The following is a 20,943-nucleotide window of genomic DNA, read 5'->3' on the forward strand; positions in this document are numbered from 1 at the left end:
CTTATCTTAATAATCGTAATCCGTTTAATATAACCAAAATTGTGCTGCCTTCATGTCCGATGACTCCAAGGGGCATATCCAGCAACTGGAAAAAATTGGTAAGAATAAGAATCGTGATAACACTTAAGGAAAATATTACGTTCTGCTTTACAATTTTATTCATGCGCCCGGATAAAGCTATTGCATCGGTGATTTTGGAAAGGTCATTTTTCATTAATACAATATCAGCAGTTTCCAGTGCCACGTCTGTTCCTTCACCCATGGCTATACCGGCATTTGCACTTGCCAGGGCTGGTGCATCATTAATTCCATCCCCAACCATTGCGACATTTTTATAGGTTTTTCGTAATTCCTTCACATGCTGAACCTTTTCTTCAGGCAGACAATTAGCAATGTAATCGTCAATGCCGGCTTCTTCTGCTACCGCTTTTGCAGTGACCTCATTGTCGCCTGTAAGCATAACTGTATGGATATTTTGCTTTCTTAATAATTGAATTGCCTTTTTAGTAACTTTTCGAACCGTATCTTTTAAGGCAAAAACTGCCACGATCTGATTATCCTTTTTGACGAACACAACTGTTTTCCCTTTTGCTGCAAGCTGTTCGGATACCCCATTTTGAAATTCTGCTGCCCCTTCCTTTCCCACAAAGTCTGGTTTGCCAATCTCCCACTTACTGTTGTTTACAAATGCTGATACACCATTACCACTCACATTTTTCATATCAGAAACATTTATTCTGCTTGTATTATTGAGCTGACTTTCACTATATGCAGTTATTGCACGAGCCAGCGGATGTGTTGATTCTTTTTCAATAGCACCGGCAATTTCTAAAATCTCATTGCTGTTAAAATTGGAATGGAAATAGGCATCTGTCACGACAGGCAAGCCATTCGTTAATGTACCGGTTTTGTCAAATGCAATTGCTTTTATATGACTCAAATTTTCTGCATGGACACCGCCTTTAAAAAGAACACCACTTTTGGCACTATTTGAAATAGCCGATAATGTTGCCGGCATAATCGATGCTACAAGAGCACATGGAGATGCTACCACAAGTAAGATCATCGCCCGGTAAATACTCTCGGAGAAGGACCATCCGAATAAAAGATATGGCAAAAACATCATAATTGCTACAACGGCTAAAACAACCTTTACATAGGTACCCTCAAATTTTTCAATGAATAGCTGGGAGGGGGATTTCTCTTCCTGTGCGGATTGAACCATTTGGATAATCTTCTGGAACAATGTTTCATTTGGCTGTGTTGTTATTTTTACTGTGATGGTTCCGTCCAATGCGACTGTCCCTGCAAAAACATCTTCACTGCCAGCTTTTCCGACAGGGATCGATTCCCCGGTAATCGCACTTTCATCTATTACGGTGGATCCTTTTATGATGCTTCCATCTGCTGGTATTCTTTCTCCAGCCCGGACAAGGACGATATCACCAATGTTGAGGTCTGATACAGGTGTTACAGTTTCCAAACCGTCTTTTATCACTAATGCTTCTTCCGGCTGAAGGTTCATTAATGCTGAAATCTCTTTATTGCTTCTGTTCATTGTATATGTTTCAAGAGCCCCGGATAATGCAAAAATAAAGATAAGTATTGCTCCCTCTGTCCAGTAGCCAATTGCAGCAGCCCCGATTGCAGCAAAGATCATAAGCATTTCGACATTCAGCTCTTTATTTGCAATGGTTTCGGTAATCCCTTCCTTAGCTTTAGCGTAACCTCCAATTACAAATGCTGTCAGATGCAGGATTACCCACAACGTATGGGAAATATGATCACCAATAATCCATGTAAATAAAATTAGGAAACCGCTGAATAATGCAGCGATTAATTCTTTATGCTGGCTTAAATTGGAAAATAATTTAACTTCTTGCAGTGTTTTAGATAGTTTGGGTTGTTTCAACGTATCTGTCATCAATTTCAGTACCCCCTTATTTGGTATTAATATAAAATGGAATAACCTTATTTATAATTATTATAATTTAGTATTTGTTATTATTTTATCATTACATTAGTTAAAGTCAAGAAGAAATTTACAGTTATTTCTAATCATTGATACAGTAATTTTATTAGGAGAATAACAGATCCAAATATATTGAATTTAAAGTGTTAGATTGTTACAATCATTATGGATATTTTAATATAACAAGAGTAATGAGAGGAGACAGAGGAATGAAAAAGGTTACATTATTTTTAGCATTTCTTATGACAGTTATTATTTTAAGTGCCTGTGGGGATTCAGGTGAGGAAAATAAGTCGGAAGAATCAAATGAAAGTACTGCAGAAGAAAGCACTTCTGATGAAAGATGGGCAGAAATTCAAGAAGCTGGAGAACTTGTAGTTGGAACATCTGGTACATTAATTGCAGCTTCTTATTACGATGGTGAAGAGGAAAGTGAAGACCAATTAACTGGTTATGATGTGGAAATAATGCGTGAGATAGCTAAACGGCTTGATTTGGATATTTCATTTGAAATCATGAGTATTGACGCGATGCTTCCTGCAATTCAAAGTGGAAGAATTGATGTTGCTGCAAATGATATAGAACCAACGGAAAAGAGAAAAGAAGAATTTAATTTCAGTGAACCATATAAATACTCCTATTCTACGATGGCTGTCCGTGAATCTGATAACTCAGGAATTGAAACATTAGAGGATCTGGAAGGTAAGAAAGCCGGTGGCGGTGCGACAACAATTTATAGCCAGATTGCTGAACATTTTGGCGCAGAGGTTGTTACATATGGAAATGCACCAAATGAAGCTTACTTAAGTGATGTAAGCAATGCACGGACTGACGTGGTGATTAATGATTATTATTTAACAAAGTTCGGAGTAGGGGCTTTTCCTGATTTTGACTTGCATCTGCATCCGACGTTAAAATTCCATCCAACGGAACAGGCAGTTGTTATACCAAAAGATGCTGATCAGCTGACAGAAAATATAAACCAGGCATTAACAGAAATGCGTGAGGATGGAACACTTTCTGAGCTGGCAATCAAGTTTTATGAAGAAGATGCTTCAGAAAAACCAGAAGGTGAAATTCAGGAAATAGAAGGTCTTGATCTGTAGGGAGACTGAATTATGAACTTTAACGGTTTTGATTTTGGTGGATTATTTGATATAGAACTGGCTATTGAAAGCCTGCCTTTTGTTCTTGAAGGACTTCCAATGACATTACTGGTCTCCATTGCTGGCATGGCAATTGGGCTTGTGCTGGGTTTAGTGCTGGCACTGGCAAGAGGATCGCGAAAATTTATGCTTAGATGGCCTGCCCGTATTTATATTTCATTCATGCGGGGAACACCAATGCTTGTATTTTTATTTATATTATATTTTGGTCTGCCCTATGTTGGACTTGAATTTACAGCATTAACCGCGGCTATCCTTGGCTTCGGTTTAAACAGTGCCGCATATATTGCTGAAATTGACAGGTCATCATTGAACAGCATTGATAATGGTCAATGGGAATCAGCCAGAGCACTAAATCTGAAATACTGGACAACGCTAAGAAAAATTATTCTGCCGCAAGCCACAAGAATTGCAATACCACCATTGACAAATGTGTTCATGGATATTGTAAAGGCAACATCACTGGCAGCGGTCATTACTGTTCCAGAGCTTTTTCAAAAAACACAAATCGTTGCAGGAAGAGAATTCGATGCAATGACAATGTATGTACTGGTGGCGTTCATTTACTGGCCGATTTGTATTGTGATCGGGTTTATGCAGGATAGGCTGGAAGAACGTTACAGCAGGTTTTTATGATAAAAGAGACACTCCGAAATTTGAGTGTCTCTTTTATATACAAATTATTGTGCTTTCACTTGAGCGCCTATGTTCAGGCTTATTGCGAGAATTACAATTACCAGCATTGCTGCAATTAAATAAAAGAAAGATATCTCAGGAAATGCCTGGACGTACAATCCACCTAAAAAAGGTCCGCTTATACTGCCAAGACTGAAGGTAATGCCGACCATCAGATTTCCGGCTGGCAGGAGATTCCCTGGGAGTAAATCTGTCATATAGGATATTCCAAGAGAAAATAGTGAGCCAACGAACATACCTGCAAGGGCAAATAATATAAATAATGCAAGTATAGAAGTCTCAAGTAATGCCGCTAAGATAAAACAGCCTATCCCGGCAGTTAGTACAAAAAGCAGAACTGGCTTTCTTCCTATTTTGTCACTTAGTATCCCCAGCGGCAATTGAGTTATCAGACTGCCTGCAGCAAAGCACGGGATGATCAGTGACAAAATAGCAACATCATGTCCGATTCTTAATCCATAAATTGGAAAAATGCTATGAAGTGAAGCCTCCAAAAATCCATACCCAAACCCAGGTAAAAGCGCAACCCATGCAATTTTTCCTGTTTCGATAAATCTCCCAAATGAGCTTGAAGCATGAGCGGTATTTACCTCCTCCTGCTCCGGCCATTTATTCCGGACAAAAAGCATCGTTGACCATACAAGCATGCTTAGCCCGGCAGATAATAGAAAAGGCAATGCTTCATTAACTGATAATAACCTGGTCATTAGCGGTCCAAGTGCAAACCCCAAACCGAAAAATAAACCGTAATAAGCAATGCTCTTTCCTCTGGTTTCTTTTGTGGCAGTTGTTGTAATCCAAGTCTGTGTACCAAAATGAAGCATCTGATCCCCAATCCCGATCATCATCCTTAGAATAAACCAAAACCATAAGGCCTCCCAAAAAGGGAAAAGTGCAAGTGATATAAAAACAAGCATACCACCAACCACAATGACTGGTTTGAAGCCGAATTTCTGCATTGGTTTTTCCATAAATGGGGAAGCTATAAGTACACCTATATACAGTCCTGTTGCATGAAGTCCATTTACGGAAGAAGCAACTCCGTTTTGTTCAAGAATAATTGAAAGCAATGGCAGCAGCATTCCCTGTGAGAAACCTGAGATTGAAACCAATGCAATCAATATCCAAAATCTTATCTTTTCTGTAGCCATTTGTGTCACCTGCCAAAGCTTGTTCTTAGTTAAATTTAATGGCTATTTTATAAAAGGTCAATTGTTCTGAACCATATGGATTTAAAAATAGATTAGAACAATTCAATTAAGGTAATATTCTAAGTAGACAAATTAAAATGGAGGGGTAAGAATGGAATTTCATTTAAAAGAAAATGGTATGAGAATTGATTTTGATTACGGTGAGTTATCTATCTCAGGCAATGAGGATTATGGATTCCGTCCATTTCAGCTGATGGTTGCTTCCATTGCGGGCTGCAGTGGATCAGTATTTCGCAAAATACTGGAAAAGCAGCGAATAGAAGTGGACGATCTTCAAATTAATGCAGAAGTGGAAAGGAATCCAGAAGAGGCAAATCGAATCGAGCGTATATCCTTAAAGTATATTATTAAAGGACCACGCCTGGATCCCGAAAGACTCTATAAAAATTTAGAAATATCCAGGAAAAACTGCTCCATGATTCGTTCTGTTGAAGATAGTATTAAGATTGAAGAAAGTATTGAAACGATTGAGTTAAGTGGATAGAGCAGGTTTTTTTGTCCATTTTATTGCTTTTTTAACATCATAGTTGATGTAAACTGCGACATAATTGGTATCTGCTATAATCGCCGTTCGGGATCGCTCCGGGCGGATGCTTTCCGCGGGCACGGCCTCAGCCTCCTCGAGAAAACCACTCTGCGGGGTCTTCGGACTCGTGCTATTCCCGCAGGAGTCACCGCCCTTCGCTCACCCGAACTGGTGTGGTGGTTCTATGCTTGTATTGATTACTATTGCACTTTATCGGCAGTAAACTGAATATTTCCGGAGCGAGTTTTAGCACTCAACAATTTTTTTACATGATGCAAGAGAACTTTTACTATGTCGCAGTCTATAGATTTTTTGTCAAAAACAAGGGATCCTTTTCGGAGGGACAAGTAGCGCGCTATCCAAATCTTTTAGAAAATAGTCTTAGTGTAAAGATAAATCTAAGGTATAAAATTCATGTGTCCGAAAAAACTATGGTTAAAAGGAAAGGAATGGGCACATGAACAAAAAAAGCTATTTGATTGTATTAATTGTATTTGTATTTACTTTTTTGCTCCCGATAAGCGGTTTTGGTGAAGAAAAGGAAAAAACCAAAGATGATTTCGAAATTCCAAGTCATGTTTTAACCATATCAAAAGAGAACACCTATCCGAATTCTACGGAGGATCAAGAGGTTGTTGAACCAAGTGAAACAACGAAGGAATTGATTGAATCCATTGAGACTCCAATTGAGAATCCGGATCTAATCAAGCTTTTGAATGAAACAACCATTAAGCCCTCACCAATAGCATTTGGTTATAGAGGAATGGTCTACATTGGTCGCTGGCCGCTGAATTATAAATCATTGGAAACGACGATTAACTGGGAATATCAGCAAATCAACTTAAATGAAATAAATAATATTGGCGGTGAAAGCAATCAGGAAATGAACTATAATCAGCAGGAGGAAAAAGAAATCAGGGGTGCACTGACAAATAAAATCAATAACCCGGACGATGTGAAAAAAATGATGCTTTTGCAATCAAAAGAAAAAACAAAGCTCCCCCTTTCTTATCAAACAGTGATCGGGAAAAATACAAAAAAAGATAATTCCTATAATGTACCCGCAAAAAAATATGCAACATTAAAAGCATTTGCTCCTGCAGTAAATGAAAAAGGTCAGGTCACATTTGGCGAGGTATACATTCAACTAAAAGGATCAAAGAAATCCATCGAAATTAAAAATGTAACAAAGCAGGGGATAGGCGCCTGGATCCCAATCCAGGATCATATTTCTTTCTCATTTAATTTGAAGTGATCATCCAGTAACGGATGACCTCAAATAACAGCACATACCAGAATCCTGATTAATATTGATTTATCGGGATTCTGGTATTTTAATTATCCAAGTTTACTTAGCAAAGCAGTACAAATTTCTCTAGATCTCTGAATAGGTTCAGTAGCCAGCATCTATATGATATATCTCCGTTCGAATGCAGCAGAAAAGTAACGAAGAGCGGTTTTATTTGTCTTAGCTCCGTTAGACCATAACAATAAAGTAACATAATAAGAAGATAGCAAAATAATGCTGAATTTCCTTTATAACAGGGGGTTGATTTTTACGCTTTAATGCTTTATTATAGTAAAGTATTAAAGCGAATAATAAATTTCACTATGAATAGATATGGATATAGAGAGACAGGAAGGGGAAGAGAAGATGGAATGGATTGTAGTTGTATCGGTTTTGGTTTTGACCATTTTAAGTCTATTGCGCGTCAATGTCATAATTGCGATTATCGCTGCAGCACTTACTGCTGGGTTAATGGCTGGACTGTCGGTGGTAGAATCAATTGAAACATTAGTTGCTGGAATGGGAGGTCAGGCTAACACTGCTTTAAGCTATATTCTGCTTGGTGCATTTGCAGTGGCAATCAGCTATACGGGGATTACTTCGATTCTAGTTAACTATTTAATTCGTGTATTAACGGGAAAAAAGACAATGATGGTGTTGGCCATTGCTGGTGTCGCGTGTCTATCGCAAAACTTAGTGCCTGTGCATATTGCATTTATTCCTATTTTAATTCCACCGTTGCTAAAGCTTTTTGATAGTATGAAATTAGACCGCCGGGCAGTTGCTGCTGCATTGACATTTGGCCTGAAGGCTCCATATGTAATGATTCCAGCAGGATTTGGACTTATATTTCACGGAATAATTGTTGATGGAATGGAACAAAATGGTGCTGGGTCTATTACAACCGGAGAAACTGCGTTAGCAATGCTGATTCCCGGATCTGGAATGATTGTTGGTTTATTAATCGCGGTATTTTTTACTTATCGAAAAGACCGTGAAGCTGTACCGGGAGCGGGTGGAACAGAAGCTTCCTTCATTTCACCTAATTCAGAAAAAGTAGCATTCAACAAAAAACATATGCTGACGATTGTTGCTATTGTAGCGGCTTTAGTTGTACAAATAGTTACCGGAAACTTAATTGCAGGTGCATTGACTGGGTTAGTATTAATGTTCTTATTTATTGCCGTTCCTTTTAATAGAGGGGATTCCATCGTTACAGAAGGTATTGGCATGATGGGAACAATCGCTTTTGTCATGCTGGTTGCATCAGGATATGGAAATATCTTAACCGAGACTGGGGCAGTGGATGCATTAGTCGAAGTTACCTCCGGATTTTTAGGGGATAATAAACCCCTAATTGCATTTGTTTTATTACTTGTGGGCTTGGTTGTGACAATTGGCATTGGTTCTTCATTCGGTACCATTCCAATTATTGCGGCATTATATGTTCCTATTTGTATGGCTGCCGGATTCTCCCCCCTTGCGATAGCCGCATTGATTGGTACAGCAGGGGCATTGGGTGATGCTGGTTCACCTGCATCTGACAGTACATTGGGACCGACATCCGGGTTGAATGCTGATGGAAAACACAATCATATTTGGGATACCTGTGTTCCGACATTCATCCACTTTAATATTCCATTATTTATCTTTGGATGGGTTGCGGCAATCATTCTTTAGACTGAATAAAATGACAAGCATTAGTAAAAGGTAAGAAAAAAATAGGTGGGGTTGTTATGCGGAAAATAATCGTTTCCATCATCGTTTTTCTTGCCTTTTTCGGCAGTTATATGACTATAGAGGCATCGAGTGGTTTTGGCTGGGGATATAAGAAAAACTCTGATCATCAGATTCCAGAAGTTGGGAAGTACCAGGAAATGCTTGAGAAGTTTGGTGCATACTATGCTGATTTCTCAGGAGAAAAGAACATTTATTTAACTTTTGATAATGGCTATGAACAAGGATATACTGCTGATATTCTAAATGTATTGAAAAAAGAAGATGTGCCGGCAACTTTTTTCGTAACCGGACATTATGTAAAAAGTGAACCTGAACTTGTCAAAAGAATGGCAGAAGAAGGGCATATCATTGGAAACCATTCCTATCATCATCCGGATTTTTCAGTTATGACGATGGATGCAATGAAAGAGGAATTGGAGACTTTGGAAGCTGCAGTAGCGAAAGTTTCCAATCAAAAGGAATTGAAGTACTTACGGCCGCCCAGAGGGATATTTAATGAGCAAACATTAAAATGGTCGAATGACCTTGGTTATATTCATGTATTCTGGTCAATCGCCTTTGCCGACTGGAACGTGGATAAACAAAAAGGCTGGAAATATGCTTATGACCAAATCATGGCACAAATACACCCTGGAGCGATCGTACTGCTTCATACCGTATCATCAGACAATGCGGAGTCACTCCAGAAATTAATAACCGAATTGAAAAAACAGGGATACAGCTTTAAGAGTTTAGATGATCTGGTGCTAAAGGATAAGCTTCCAGAAGGTATTTATGGATTTTAATGAACAGAATAAGTAACAAATATGAGGCTGACATTTTAGTTAGCCTCAATTTTTTATTTAAAATTTTCACAACTTTTGATATACTAAGTAAATACACCGGATAAGGAGATGAAAGAATGAATAGAGAAGAATTGATTGCTCCGAAAGACTACAACATTGTAATGGAAGTGGAACGTTTTGCATCAGACCTGTCTAAAAAAGCACTGATTTGGCAGAATGAAGCTGGTGATACAAAAGAAATTACATATAGTGAATTGATGAGAAATGTTAATAGAATTGGAAACGTACTTTTGGAAAATGGTTTAAAAAGAGGCGATAAAGTACTTGTAATGATACCAAGGGTAATTGATGTCTACGAGGTTTATCTGGCTGCATTAAAAACAGGCATCATTATTATTCCAAGTTCGGAAATGCTGAAAACCAAAGACCTGCAATACCGAGTATCTCACGGAGAGGTCAGTGGTATCATAAGTTATTTTTCGTTTGTGGATCAGTACAAGGATATTAAAGAATATGATCAGCTGAAAAAGTTTACAGTTGGAGAGCCTGCAGATGGCTGGGTTTTCCTGGACAGATTGAAAGAAGATGCCTCAGAAGAGCTCCCAATGGCTGAAACCAGCCGGGACGATATTGCATTTTTGCCATATACTTCTGGTACAACTGGGAATCCAAAAGGTGTTGTCCATACGCATGGGTGGGGCTATGCCCATTTAAGGACAGCACCGGAAAATTGGTTGTGCAGTAATGAAGGGGATAAAGTATGGGCAACGGCAGGACCCGGCTGGCAAAAATGGATATGGAGCCCATTCCTGTCTGTTCTTGGATCAGGTGCAACTGGCTTTATCTATCATGGTAAATTTGATGCGAAAAAGTATTTAAGCCTGCTGCAGGATAATGAAATCAATGTTTTATGCTGTACACCTACAGAATACCGGATTATGGCAAAGGTGGATAATCTGGATGATTACCAATTACCTGCACTGCATAGTGCAGTTTCAGCCGGCGAACCATTAAATGTGGAAGTTATTGATACTTTCCGTAAGCATTTTGACATTACCGTCCGGGATGGTTATGGACAAACCGAAAACACATTGCTTCTTGGAATCATGAAGGATATGGAAGTGAGACCAGGATCGATGGGGAAACCAACTCCAGGAAATGAAGTTGAAATCATTGATGAGAATGGTGATCCTGTGCCACCAAATGAACCAGGGGATATTGCTCTGAAATTAGACAGTCCCGCATTGTTCAGAGAGTATTATAAAGATACGGAGCGCACGAAGATGTCGCAAAGAGGCGATTACTATGTAACTGGCGATCAGGCATATAAGGATGAGGATGGCTACTTCTGGTTTGAAGGTCGCAGTGATGATATTATTATCAGCTCCGGCTATACAATTGGTCCATTTGAAGTGGAAGATGCCTTGGTCAAACACCCTTACGTTCAGGAGTGCGCGGTTGTTGGAAGCCCGGATGAGATACGCGGAAGTGTGGTGAAGGCATTTATAGTGGTGAGAGATGGTGTTGATGCGAATAATCCAGATTTGGTCAAAGAACTGCAGGACCATGTTAAAAACTTGACGGCACCATATAAGTATCCGAGAAAAATTGAGTTTTTGGATGAGCTGCCGAAAACTACTTCCGGAAAGATCAGACGTATTGAACTGCGTAATAAGGAAAAGTCAGCTGCTAAATAATAGTTGTAACAGATGAGAGTCTTAATCGGCTTTCATCTGTTTTTTTGTTGGCGAAGAATGGCTGAATGCTGAAGTTCACACTCGCAACAGGAAATTTAAAATTTTTTTGATCAAAAGGCTTGAAAGTCAAAAAAGGTCAGAGTATAATAAAGTCATAAGGTCAAAGATAGTCAAAGTCAAACATTGATTAATATATACGGAAAATTCAAGGAGGAATGGATAATGCAATGTCAAAATTGTGGAGTTAATCCAGCAAACATTAATGTAGCAATGCAAATGAATAATGAGAAAGTTCAACTGCACCTTTGTAATGATTGCTTTAAGGAGATTCAGGATAAAATGATGAATTCCAATGATTTCTTCTCGAATTCACCATTTGGAAATGCAGACGCGTTTTCCAACAACTTTTTCCAAGGAAACGGATCAAATAAAGCAACAACTAGAACAAAACAAAAGCAAGAAAATAATGGAAATGGTTTAATTGACCAATTAGCTAAAAATGTAACTGGGGCAGCCAGATCAGGATTAATTGATCCGGTAATTGGCCGTGATCATGAAGTGAAACGTGTTATTGAAACATTAAATAGAAGAAATAAAAATAATCCGGTTTTAATCGGTGAACCTGGTGTTGGTAAAACAGCTATTGCAGAAGGACTAGCTGTTAAAATTACTGAAGGCGATGTCCCGGCAAAATTAATGAACAAAGAAGTTTATCTGCTGGACGTGGCTTCACTGGTTGCCAATACAGGAATTCGCGGACAATTTGAAGAGCGGATGAAACAATTGATTTCCGAACTGCAGGAACGCCAGGATGTAATTCTCTTTGTCGATGAGATTCATCTATTGGTTGGTGCAGGAACAGCAGAAAGCTCACAAATGGATGCAGGAAATATTTTAAAACCTGCATTGGCACGTGGTGAATTGCAATTAATTGGTGCAACAACATTAAAAGAATATCGCCAAATTGAAAAAGATGCAGCACTTGAGCGACGCCTGCAGCCGATTCATGTAAAAGAACCGACAGCTGAGGAAGCAGTAAAAATATTAAACGGTATAAAAGACCGCTATGAGAAATTCCATGAGGTGCGTTACTCTGATGAGGCCATCCATGCATTTGTAACACTTTCAAGCCGCTACATTCAGGACAGGTTCCTGCCGGATAAAGCGATCGACTTAATGGATGAGGTTGGATCACGTTTGAATTTAGCTAATGCGGTAAAAGATTCGAGCTCAATTAATCAGCGCCTGCAGGATATTATTAAAGAGAAAGAAGGAGCAGCTGAAAAAGAAGATTATGAACGTGCTGCAAATCTTCGCTATCAGGAAATCCAGCTGCAAAAACAACTGGAAGCAGCAAAAGGTGAGGAACAGGTTATTGATGTAGATGTTTCCGATATTCAACTGCTTGTCGAAGAAAAAACAGGTATTCCTGTAACGAAGCTGCAAACAGACGAACAGGAAAAAATGAAAAATATTGCGGAAAGCCTGAGCGCGAAAGTAATTGGTCAGGAAGAAGCTGTTAACAAAGTTGCAAAAGCAATCCGCCGCAGCCGTGCAGGACTAAAATCGAAATATCGTCCAATTGGATCCTTCCTGTTTGTAGGACCAACAGGTGTAGGTAAAACAGAACTGACGAAGGCTTTAGCGGAAGAAATATTTGGCTCAAGGGATTCATTGATTCGTCTGGATATGAGTGAGTATATGGAAAAACACGCGGTGTCAAAAATTATCGGTTCACCCCCAGGCTATGTAGGCCATGAAGAAGCTGGACAGCTAACCGAGCGTGTGCGTCGCAATCCGTATTCCATCATTCTGCTTGATGAAATTGAAAAAGCCCATCCGGACGTACAAAACATGTTCCTGCAAATTATGGAAGATGGCCATTTAACCGATTCCCATGGCAGAACTGTCAGCTTTAAAGAAACAGTAATTATTATGACAAGTAATGCTGGTACTGGTGTTAAAGAAATCAATGTTGGGTTTAATAGTGAGGCACATGAATCTGTAACAACACTGGAAAACCTTTCAGCCTATTTTAAACCGGAATTCCTAAATCGTTTTGATTCAATCATTAATTTCAATGAGCTTTCAGAAGACAACTTACTTGAAATTGTTGATCTGATGCTAAGTGAATTGCAAAATACAATTGAAGAAAATAATATAAATATAACAATTTCCGAAGAAGCGAAACATGAATTAGTACGACTTGGCTATGATAAACGCTTTGGCGCAAGACCTTTACGCAGAGTCATCCAGGACAAAATTGAGGATCAGCTTACTGACCTGATTTTAGAGGAAGACAATGTAGAAAATGTTCATGTAGATGTCGCTGATAATGCCGTTGTTGTGCAAAAAGCATAAAGAATGAACGTCACCTCGCTGACTTAGTGCAGCGGGGTTTTTTTCTGCTTACAAAAATTCATGTCACCCAATAAATAATAAGCGAAAAAAGTGTAAAACTAAGGGGGACTTCGAATTTAAAGGGTGTATTTCATGAGTTGGAGCAAGCAGTCCCAGATCGCTTTTATTCTATTCCTTTTATTACTTTCAATTACCCAGCCAATACAAGTATTTGCAGAATCAAAGGAAGTGATGGATGTTCACTTTATTGATGTGGGGCAGGGTGACAGTATTCTTATTATTACTCCTTCTGATAAGACAATCCTGATTGATGGAGGCCCTCCAGAGGCAGGGAAAAAGGTGGTATCTTACCTGGAAGAACTAAACATAGAAAAGATTGACCTGCTGATTGCTACACATCCAGATATTGATCACATTGGGGGGCTTCCACATGTAATGAAGTCCTTTGAAATCAAGCAGATCCTCGATTCAGGCAAATTATATTCAACAAAGACATATGGCAGATACCTTAATCAAATTTGGAAAGACGATATCCCCGTTGAAATTGCCAGGAAAAATGACCAAGTAAAAATTGATCCATTACTTGATATTAAAATCTTAAATTCCTATGAAAAGAATAAAAATAATAATCAATCTTCCATTGTATTAAAAATCAGCTATAATGAGATTGACTTTTTGCTGATGAGTGATGTGGAAATGGAACAAGAAAAAGTATTGCTCAAGCATCAAGACCTGCAATCTGAAATTATAAAAGTGGCTCATCACGGCTCAAATACAAGTACTTCTTTAGGTTTTTTGAAGGAAGTAGCCCCACAGGCCGCTATCCTTACTTATAGTATCGAAAATGATTACGGACACCCGGTTGATCGTGTGATTGAAAATTTATATAAAGTAAATGCAACTATTTATTCAACAGCGGCATATGGTGATGTTGTCATACGTACAAATGGTAATAACTACTTCATTCTTCCACAGCGGGAACCAATTAATAATTTAAAACATGATGCTGGCTAGGCTGGTATGTTATCATCGTGATATAAAGAAATTTTATTGGGGGAAATTTGATTTTGAAACGAACTGCTGAAATTATATTAGGAATTATTGGTGCATTGGTTTTTGGGATATTTACAGTTATTGGAGCTGTAATGGTTTGGCTGCACAATAATGAGGGGCTTATTGAGGATATTTTAAATGAAGAAACAGCTCAGGATTTCCCTGAAATCAGCATGATGAATTTTAATGATTTTATCAGGGTAATGGGTGAAGCAGGCTGGCAAATTGTTATTATTTCTTTAATTGCCATCATGTTGGGGATCGTTGCAATGGTACTGCTCAAAGGGAATAAAAAACCAACCGCAGCAGGAATCATCTTTATCGCAACAACGGTTATTGTTGCATTTATAAATATGCCAATTGGAATTTTTGCGGGGATTTTTTATTTGATAGCAGGAATTCTTTGTCTGGCAAGAAAGCCAAAGGTTACGGAGCAGGTTATTGATGAACCAAATGATCTTAATTCATAAGATTATTTTATAAAAAGTTAAGCTTGTCTAAAAAAGGCTTTGCACATAAAAGTGCAAAGCCTTTATTTATTTTATTATTTTTTTGAAAATTCACTTGACTATTAAGGTGGTTGGTTGTATGGTTAATTACAAAAGTAACTAACTAATGAACGAAGGAGTCCAAGATGAAAAAATCATTAGATGAAAACAAACCAATATTCCTTCAAATAAAAGAACAGCTTGAAGACTCAATCATTAATGGAAATATTAATTCAGGCGAGCGGGTGCCATCAACAAATGAATTTGCGGCATATTACAAAATTAATCCAGCAACAGCCGCCAAAGGAATCAATGAACTCGTAGCAGAGGAAATTCTTGTTAAGCGAAGGGGTGTTGGGATGTTTGTTACCGAAGATGCGAAAGGGATTTTAATTGAAAAACGGAAGAAAACATTTTATGAGCATTACATGCTGCCACTGAAGGAAGAAGCAAGGAAACTGCGGATCAAAGAAACTGAACTAATGGAAATGGTGAAAAGGGAGGATGCTGCAGATGAAAATTGAAGTGAAGGGTCTGACAAAAAGGTACAAAGATAATTATGCATTAAACAATGTTTCCTTCACATTGGATGGACCAAAGATCTATGGGCTGCTGGGCAGAAATGGTGCAGGAAAAACAACGTTTATGGATATCTTATCCGGCCAGATTTTAGCTTCGAATGGAAAAATTGAAATTGATGGGGAGGAGCCGTTCGATAACCAGAAATTAACGGAATCCATTTGTTTAATAAAAGAAGGGCATAACTTCAAAAAAGATTTGAAGGTGAAAAATGTTCTTAAAGTATATTCGTTTTTTTATCCAAAGTGGGATCAGGAGCTTGCTGATAAATTGATTAAGGAATACAATCTTAACCTTAATTCAAAAGTAAAAACACTTTCGAAGGGGATGGAATCAGCACTTGGGATTATTGTCGGGTTATCAAGCAAAGCACCAATAACCATTTTTGATGAGCCATATATTGGTCTTGATGCTGCAGCAAGGAAGAAATTTTATGAGATTATGCTGGAGGAGTACGAGGCAGAAAAACGAATTATCATCTTTTCAACCCACTTAATTGATGAAGTCAGTCTGCTGTTTGAAGAGGTATTGATCCTGCAGGAAGGATCGTTGGTTCTGATGGAGGAAGCGGATATGCTGCGAAACAGCACTTGTGCCGTATCAGGAACCATTGAGGAAGTGGAAGCATTTATTTCAGGAAAAGAAGTAATTGAGAAAAAACAGCTTGCAGGGATGATGACAGCATATGTTTATAGCAGCATACAGGAGGCAAAAATGCATGGGTTGAATGCAGAAGGTGTGCCAATTCAGGAATTGATGATATATCTGACAGAAAGAAAGAAGGGGGCTTGAACATGGGAAAACAATTAAAGGGGCTGCTGTATTTTTTCATCATGGATATACGCTATTCACTATTGATCTTCTGGACGATTTTATTAGGAATCTTGGCAGTTTCCATCGCTTTTTCGTATTTTCTTTTAAGTGTAGAGGATGGAAGGTTCTTCTTTGGATTTCCATTTGCAATCTACGTCTATTGTGCAATTTTAGGGTTTTTAATGGTAAAAGATAGTATTCCTTTCGCACTGAAGATTGGAGCCACAAGGAAGAATATATTTGTAAGCTTTGGGCTGTTTTTCCTTTTGTTGGCTTTTGCAAAGGCAGTGGTTGCAAACCTATTGCAAACGCTCATTTCTTTTTTTACAGAAAGTGCAGGAATTCATACTTTTAACTTTCTGCATCTGGCAAACCTGATGGAGAATACCTGGCTTAATCGGGTAATTATTGATGGAGCGGTTATGTTCTTTCTCTTAAGTGCCATGTTTATGCTGGGCCTGCTATTTTATAAATATGGCTTGGCGGGCGGGGGAAGTGTTGCCGGAATATTGGTTGTTGTATTGTTATTAGGCATCGCACAGGGCTGGATCTTCGACTTCTTTATAGATGTGTTTGCATCCATTGATGTGCTGTTCTTTTACCAGCTGCTTGGTGTTGGAATTGTACTTTATGGCTTAACCTTCGTTTTGGTGAGGAAGATAACGATATTAAAGGTAAAGTAAGTAAAACAATGCTTGTTCTCGTTTGGTGAGAGCAGGCATTTATCATGGATCTCTAAAAGACGAGTGCAGCCTGGTACAGAGCGACTATGCTACAATTCACCCGAGGGAAATCAGCCGTAGCGTGTCCGGAAACCCATCGGCCTTATGAGTATTTTTGAACTTTATTAAAGTAAATGCCAGTTATAAAAAATAGCAGGTGCAATTCACTCTTGAATTTGCACCTGCTATTTTTGCTGCTAATCTTTGTTTGATTTTCATTGTTATTTTTGTTGAACCTCATAAGGGAACCCGTTACTCTCCTATAATACTGCTTTATTTTTAAATCTAATAACAGAAAACACAAGCAAAGCGGCTGAGATGGCAATAGTAATTCCCGCTGAGCCAACCAGTTGAGAAGGGATGTCCTCTGTCATCAGCATTTTCAGGATGTGATCAGTCAGATTATTTGGGCTCCATTCCAGCACATGGCCAAAAATCTGTGTGATGATACTCATTATCATGATCGTAAGGATTGTAAAAAAAGCAACCATTCCGGCATTTTTGAAAAGAGTATTATAAAAAATCACTAAGGTTACTACAAGCATATACCAGAGTCCGTAGAAAAAGACAATAAGTAAAAAAGCAGTAAACGAAAGGTCGCCAAAAAGAATATTTGTGTAATACCAGCTTACAAGCATCCCTAGAAATAAGGAGACCCAAACTAGAACAAGCAATGCAGTCCATTTGGCGGTAATGTAATTGAAGTGAGACACAGGTTTCACCAAAATCAGCTCAGAAACTCCACTTTTTCTCTCACCAGAGATTGTACCCATTGACATGAACACAATAACCAAAATACCTAAGCTGCTCAGCTGTCCAAGGCTCATCAGCACAGCTTCAGGTGGTGCAAATTCGGGGAATTCCAAAACAGTGCCATCCGGAAAACCGCCTACAGACTCAATAATTTGAGGCATATAGTAATTGGAAATGGGATCGATGATTGCCAGTAAAATAATAACTAAAGGGACCCAGACCCATTTTTTATTTCTCCAGCTCTCAATCATTTCTTTTTTGAAAAGTATACGCCACTGCATTATTTGCCCACCACCTTCATAAACATATCTTCAAGTGTTGCACGATTTAACGTAAAACTTACTAATGGCCAGTTTTCCTCAGAGGCGGCTGTTAAAAATTCTTTGCGTGCCACTAGAATGTCTGTGGCCGCTATCTTTAATACATTTCGCTCAATTAAACAGTCTGTAACACTAGATAACTTTTTTATTTTATCCTGATAGAAAGCCGTATTCTCCTGAAATTCGATTTCTATCATAGAAGTCTGGTATTTTTGGCGCAGTTCTTTCATAGATCCGGATTCCACAATTTCTCCATTTCGCAAAAGCAGCAATTCATCACTGATTTCATCAGCATCACTCAAGATATGTGTGGAAAAGAGAATTGTCATTTCATTTTTCAATTCTTCCATTAATATTAGAACCTCACGCCGGCCAAGCGGATCCAGCGAAGAAACTGGCTCATCTAGCATCAATAGTTTTGGCTTATGAATGATTGCCTGTGCGATTCCCAGACGTTGCTTCATGCCACCGGAATACGTTCCGATTCGTTTATTTTTGGCTTCAGAAATACCTACCTTTTCAAGGAGTTCCTCTGCACGTCTTTTCGCATCAGTTTTGGAAAGAAAAGCGAGCTGACCGCTGTACATTAAGAATTCCAAACCAGTCATCCAGGAATAAAAGTGAGGATATTGCGGCAGATAGCCGATGTATTTTCGAATATCCTCATTTTCTTTCATTCCAGTGAATCTTACCGCCCCTGATGAAGGTTTAAGCAGCCCCGCTAATGTCCGTAAAATAGTCGTCTTACCCGCACCATTTGGACCGATTAATGCAATGCATTTTCCTTCCTGAAATGCAAAACTGACATTATTTACAGCAGTTTTGCCGTCATAGGCTTTTGAAAGATTACTAACGGATAGCAATGTCATTTAGCGCTGACTCCTTCCAAAAATGAAATAGAGTACGGGACCAATTATGTTGATAAAGACAATGATAAAAAACCACATCCACTTCGGTCCGTTCGTATCTTCAGTTTTTAGCCAATCAATTAGTGCAACAACAACCAGAATAAATTGAATAATAAGTAATGGAGCAATGATTGCCCAGTTAATCTCATTTAAAAATTCCTGCATAAATCTCCACCTCCATGTACTGTTCTAAGCCCCCAGTAAGAGCGGGATACCTACTGCGAGCAGAATAATCACAAGAAAAATAATCCATGCCAGTGGTCTGGCAAAATTAATGGTCCAGCCTATACCAAAGCGTTTTTCCAAAAAGAGTGCCGGGTCATTTTTGTTAACGTAAAACTGACCAAGTTTCCAATATCTATCATCATCGCGGTCTATTACATTGCCATCTCCCCCTGTGCCTGTTTTCACGCGACTGCCGCCCTGACCTGTTGTGATCGTAAGTGCGATTGCTCCGGCTGTAACGGCAAGAGAAAAGACAAGCGGCACAATCGTCAGCAGCTGCTGGTTAACTGGATAGATAAAGGAAAGCTGAATAAATGAGAACATTAGGGTTAATGCAGTCCCCGTCATAATAATATAAAGGGACCATCTTCTCCGGAAAATAACATTTTTACGCATAGATTCTTCAGGGTTTTCTGCATTTATCTGCTGTTTGGCTCTGCCAATCATTGAATTAATGAATAGGAATAGCAACGTTAAATAAAGCTGCATAATTGGCATGATAAGCACAGTCCGATACGATTTCTCTGCCCAGTTTGTAACTTCGCCTTCAAAATTATATTGCATCGGAATCTGCTCCGGAATCTGCTGATAGGACTGAAATGTGATAATGATCGTTGCAAAAGCGATAATAAACGAAAAAATAAACCAGAGATTTGAATACGTCAGTTTCTGTTTCCGGAATTGCGTATTTACAAAAATCTGCTGTGATTTTTCCCCTGACCATTTTTCTTTATCCTTTAACTTTTTCATAGCCTGATGGAACTTTAGATAGACAAGAAAACTGCCGATTAAATAAATTGTTATGAGTACGGAAATGAAAATGCTGAATGTATTTTCATTGCTGCCAAAATACACACCCGCAAGGAGAAAAAGAATAATTATAAAAATACTTAGAATCCCTGTGAACAGTGTATATTTTTTTCGCATTTCCTTAAGTTCTGGTTGATAATAGACTTCCTCCGGTATGGTGACCCCAAAGCTTTCTGTCTTCCTAGTCCAATAAGGAATGAACATTAACGATATAAAGACCGGAATTAATACTGCCAATAACAAGAAAATTGAAATTGCATTCATTTACTTTTCACCTTCTTTCTTTGTAAATTCTGAAAATAACTGACTGCAAAGCTTTGAAAATTCATCTTCATTAAGCTTGCGGCATACTGATTCGGCAATCAGTGGACGCAGTTTTGCCGTAACTTGGTCCCGGTATATTTCATCTGCATGGGGTACCCCGTCTGGATTGACGACAACACCTTTTTGCCGATGGATCAATATAAAACCATCCTGCTTCAGCTGCTGATATGCTTTGTTAACGGTATGAAGATTAATCCCGATATCAGATGCTAATGATCTGACAGAGGGGAGGGCTTCTCCAGGAAGCAACTGCTCCTTTGCAATACCTTCAATGATTTGCTGGACTAATTGGATATAAATAGGCTCTTTTGATTCAAAATCTAGTTGAATAAACACATCTGTTTCACACTCCTTTTTTCTTTGTGCTATCTGTTATAGTTAGTGTATAACAGATAGCACAAAGATGTCAATGCTAAAATAGGTCAAACGCAGAATGATTTTCAATAAAATATTCACAGAGTTATTAACAGGGAAACTGCTGTTTCCTCTGATGTTTTGCAGGTAAT

20 protein-coding genes are annotated in these 20,943 nt (G+C 38.6%); 13 read left to right on the forward strand and 7 right to left on the reverse strand.

Annotation, left to right across the window (positions count from 1 at the left end; all coding sequences use genetic code 11):
* Position 1 precedes the first annotated feature (1 nt).
* Positions 2-1,924: a heavy metal translocating P-type ATPase gene (locus tag CIL03_RS15335; RefSeq protein WP_094886763.1), complete on the reverse strand. Its 1,923-nt coding sequence runs from the start codon at positions 1,922-1,924 to the stop codon at positions 2-4.
* Positions 1,925-2,181: 257 nt separating this feature from the next.
* Here CIL03_RS15335 and CIL03_RS15340 point away from each other — a divergent pair, with 257 nt between their 5' ends.
* Together CIL03_RS15340 and CIL03_RS15345 are read left to right on the forward strand one after the other, a co-directional pair.
* Positions 2,182-3,078 (forward strand): transporter substrate-binding domain-containing protein, encoded by an 897-nt coding sequence (locus tag CIL03_RS15340; RefSeq protein WP_094886764.1) that lies wholly within the window; start codon positions 2,182-2,184, stop codon positions 3,076-3,078.
* A gap of 12 nt (positions 3,079-3,090) precedes the next feature.
* Positions 3,091-3,774: an amino acid ABC transporter permease gene (locus CIL03_RS15345; RefSeq protein ID WP_094886765.1), complete on the forward strand. Its 684-nt coding sequence runs from the start codon at positions 3,091-3,093 to the stop codon at positions 3,772-3,774.
* A 44-nt stretch (positions 3,775-3,818) separates the two neighbouring features.
* Here CIL03_RS15345 and CIL03_RS15350 read toward each other — a convergent pair whose 3' ends face one another.
* Complete coding sequence (locus CIL03_RS15350; protein WP_094886766.1) at positions 3,819-4,985, reverse strand: MFS transporter; 1,167 nt, start codon at positions 4,983-4,985, stop codon at positions 3,819-3,821.
* Positions 4,986-5,136: 151 nt separating this feature from the next.
* Here CIL03_RS15350 and CIL03_RS15355 point away from each other — a divergent pair, with 151 nt between their 5' ends.
* The 11 genes from CIL03_RS15355 to CIL03_RS15410 all read left to right on the forward strand — a co-directional run bounded on the left by CIL03_RS15355 (position 5,137) and on the right by CIL03_RS15410 (position 17,058).
* Positions 5,137-5,529, forward strand: a complete 393-nt coding sequence (locus CIL03_RS15355) for an OsmC family protein (protein ID WP_094886767.1) — start codon at positions 5,137-5,139, stop codon at positions 5,527-5,529.
* 499 nt (positions 5,530-6,028) lie between these two features.
* Positions 6,029-6,826 carry a YfkD famly protein gene (locus CIL03_RS15365; protein WP_094886769.1) on the forward strand — a complete coding sequence of 266 codons (798 nt, stop codon included), beginning with the start codon at positions 6,029-6,031 and terminating at the stop codon, positions 6,824-6,826.
* 399 nt (positions 6,827-7,225) lie between these two features.
* The gene (locus CIL03_RS15370; protein ID WP_094886770.1) at positions 7,226-8,539 is read left to right on the forward strand and encodes a Na+/H+ antiporter family protein; all 1,314 of its coding nucleotides are present in this window, start codon (positions 7,226-7,228) and stop codon (positions 8,537-8,539) included.
* Positions 8,540-8,595: 56 nt separating this feature from the next.
* Positions 8,596-9,384: a delta-lactam-biosynthetic de-N-acetylase gene (gene pdaA, locus CIL03_RS15375; RefSeq protein ID WP_094886771.1), complete on the forward strand. Its 789-nt coding sequence runs from the start codon at positions 8,596-8,598 to the stop codon at positions 9,382-9,384.
* A gap of 116 nt (positions 9,385-9,500) precedes the next feature.
* Positions 9,501-11,081 (forward strand): acyl-CoA synthetase MbcS, encoded by a 1,581-nt coding sequence (gene mbcS / locus CIL03_RS15380; RefSeq protein ID WP_094886772.1) that lies wholly within the window; start codon positions 9,501-9,503, stop codon positions 11,079-11,081.
* A gap of 222 nt (positions 11,082-11,303) precedes the next feature.
* Positions 11,304-13,442: an ATP-dependent Clp protease ATP-binding subunit gene (locus CIL03_RS15385; RefSeq protein WP_094886773.1), complete on the forward strand. Its 2,139-nt coding sequence runs from the start codon at positions 11,304-11,306 to the stop codon at positions 13,440-13,442.
* 132 nt (positions 13,443-13,574) lie between these two features.
* A complete protein-coding gene (locus CIL03_RS15390) occupies positions 13,575-14,456 on the forward strand; it encodes a ComEC/Rec2 family competence protein (RefSeq protein WP_094886774.1) in 882 nt (293 codons plus the stop codon).
* Between the two features lie 53 nt (positions 14,457-14,509).
* On the forward strand, positions 14,510-14,965 hold the full coding sequence (locus CIL03_RS15395; RefSeq protein WP_094886775.1) for a DUF4064 domain-containing protein: 456 nt from the start codon (positions 14,510-14,512) through the stop codon (positions 14,963-14,965).
* 164 nt (positions 14,966-15,129) lie between these two features.
* Positions 15,130-15,507 carry a GntR family transcriptional regulator gene (locus CIL03_RS15400; protein ID WP_094886776.1) on the forward strand — a complete coding sequence of 126 codons (378 nt, stop codon included), beginning with the start codon at positions 15,130-15,132 and terminating at the stop codon, positions 15,505-15,507.
* Positions 15,497-16,354, forward strand: coding sequence for an ABC transporter ATP-binding protein (locus tag CIL03_RS15405; RefSeq protein ID WP_094886777.1), 858 nt, complete (start codon positions 15,497-15,499; stop codon positions 16,352-16,354). The genes CIL03_RS15400 and CIL03_RS15405 overlap by 11 nt, the downstream gene beginning before the upstream one ends.
* 2 nt (positions 16,355-16,356) lie before the next feature.
* Positions 16,357-17,058 carry a hypothetical protein gene (locus CIL03_RS15410; RefSeq protein ID WP_094886778.1) on the forward strand — a complete coding sequence of 234 codons (702 nt, stop codon included), beginning with the start codon at positions 16,357-16,359 and terminating at the stop codon, positions 17,056-17,058.
* A gap of 299 nt (positions 17,059-17,357) precedes the next feature.
* Here CIL03_RS15410 and CIL03_RS15415 read toward each other — a convergent pair whose 3' ends face one another.
* From CIL03_RS15415 to CIL03_RS15435, 5 genes are read right to left on the reverse strand one after another with little or no spacing between them, the layout of a single operon-like run.
* The gene (locus CIL03_RS15415; RefSeq protein WP_094886779.1) at positions 17,358-18,131 is read right to left on the reverse strand and encodes an ABC transporter permease; all 774 of its coding nucleotides are present in this window, start codon (positions 18,129-18,131) and stop codon (positions 17,358-17,360) included.
* Positions 18,131-19,039, reverse strand: a complete 909-nt coding sequence (locus tag CIL03_RS15420) for an ABC transporter ATP-binding protein (protein ID WP_094886780.1) — start codon at positions 19,037-19,039, stop codon at positions 18,131-18,133. Before CIL03_RS15420 ends, CIL03_RS15415 begins: the two co-directional genes overlap by 1 nt.
* Positions 19,040-19,243, reverse strand: coding sequence for a PLDc N-terminal domain-containing protein (locus CIL03_RS15425; RefSeq protein ID WP_094886781.1), 204 nt, complete (start codon positions 19,241-19,243; stop codon positions 19,040-19,042).
* A gap of 24 nt (positions 19,244-19,267) precedes the next feature.
* A complete protein-coding gene (locus CIL03_RS15430; protein ID WP_094886782.1) occupies positions 19,268-20,377 on the reverse strand; it encodes a DUF1648 domain-containing protein in 1,110 nt (369 codons plus the stop codon).
* Complete coding sequence (locus tag CIL03_RS15435) at positions 20,378-20,773, reverse strand: GntR family transcriptional regulator (protein WP_094886783.1); 396 nt, start codon at positions 20,771-20,773, stop codon at positions 20,378-20,380.
* Positions 20,774-20,943: the final 170 nt, after the last annotated feature.

Origin of the sequence: Virgibacillus indicus (assembly GCF_002266285.1) — a bacterium.
GTDB lineage: Bacteria > Bacillota > Bacilli > Bacillales > Amphibacillaceae > Virgibacillus_K > Virgibacillus_K indicus.

Coding starts and splice junctions, on each gene's coding strand:
- CIL03_RS15420 (WP_094886780.1), bottom strand. CDS start 19,039: ATGACATTGCTATCCGTTAGTAATCTTTCAAAAGCCTATGACGGCAAA.
- pdaA (WP_094886771.1), top strand. CDS start 8,596: ATGCGGAAAATAATCGTTTCCATCATCGTTTTTCTTGCCTTTTTCGGC.
- CIL03_RS15430 (WP_094886782.1), bottom strand. CDS start 20,377: ATGAATGCAATTTCAATTTTCTTGTTATTGGCAGTATTAATTCCGGTC.
- CIL03_RS15365 (WP_094886769.1), top strand. CDS start 6,029: ATGAACAAAAAAAGCTATTTGATTGTATTAATTGTATTTGTATTTACT.
- CIL03_RS15335 (WP_094886763.1), bottom strand. CDS start 1,924: ATGACAGATACGTTGAAACAACCCAAACTATCTAAAACACTGCAAGAA.
- CIL03_RS15390 (WP_094886774.1), top strand. CDS start 13,575: ATGAGTTGGAGCAAGCAGTCCCAGATCGCTTTTATTCTATTCCTTTTA.
- CIL03_RS15355 (WP_094886767.1), top strand. CDS start 5,137: ATGGAATTTCATTTAAAAGAAAATGGTATGAGAATTGATTTTGATTAC.
- mbcS (WP_094886772.1), top strand. CDS start 9,501: ATGAATAGAGAAGAATTGATTGCTCCGAAAGACTACAACATTGTAATG.
- CIL03_RS15350 (WP_094886766.1), bottom strand. CDS start 4,985: ATGGCTACAGAAAAGATAAGATTTTGGATATTGATTGCATTGGTTTCA.
- CIL03_RS15425 (WP_094886781.1), bottom strand. CDS start 19,243: ATGCAGGAATTTTTAAATGAGATTAACTGGGCAATCATTGCTCCATTA.
- CIL03_RS15370 (WP_094886770.1), top strand. CDS start 7,226: ATGGAATGGATTGTAGTTGTATCGGTTTTGGTTTTGACCATTTTAAGT.
- CIL03_RS15345 (WP_094886765.1), top strand. CDS start 3,091: ATGAACTTTAACGGTTTTGATTTTGGTGGATTATTTGATATAGAACTG.
- CIL03_RS15385 (WP_094886773.1), top strand. CDS start 11,304: ATGCAATGTCAAAATTGTGGAGTTAATCCAGCAAACATTAATGTAGCA.
- CIL03_RS15415 (WP_094886779.1), bottom strand. CDS start 18,131: ATGCAGTGGCGTATACTTTTCAAAAAAGAAATGATTGAGAGCTGGAGA.
- CIL03_RS15410 (WP_094886778.1), top strand. CDS start 16,357: ATGGGAAAACAATTAAAGGGGCTGCTGTATTTTTTCATCATGGATATA.
- CIL03_RS15400 (WP_094886776.1), top strand. CDS start 15,130: ATGAAAAAATCATTAGATGAAAACAAACCAATATTCCTTCAAATAAAA.
- CIL03_RS15340 (WP_094886764.1), top strand. CDS start 2,182: ATGAAAAAGGTTACATTATTTTTAGCATTTCTTATGACAGTTATTATT.
- CIL03_RS15405 (WP_094886777.1), top strand. CDS start 15,497: ATGAAAATTGAAGTGAAGGGTCTGACAAAAAGGTACAAAGATAATTAT.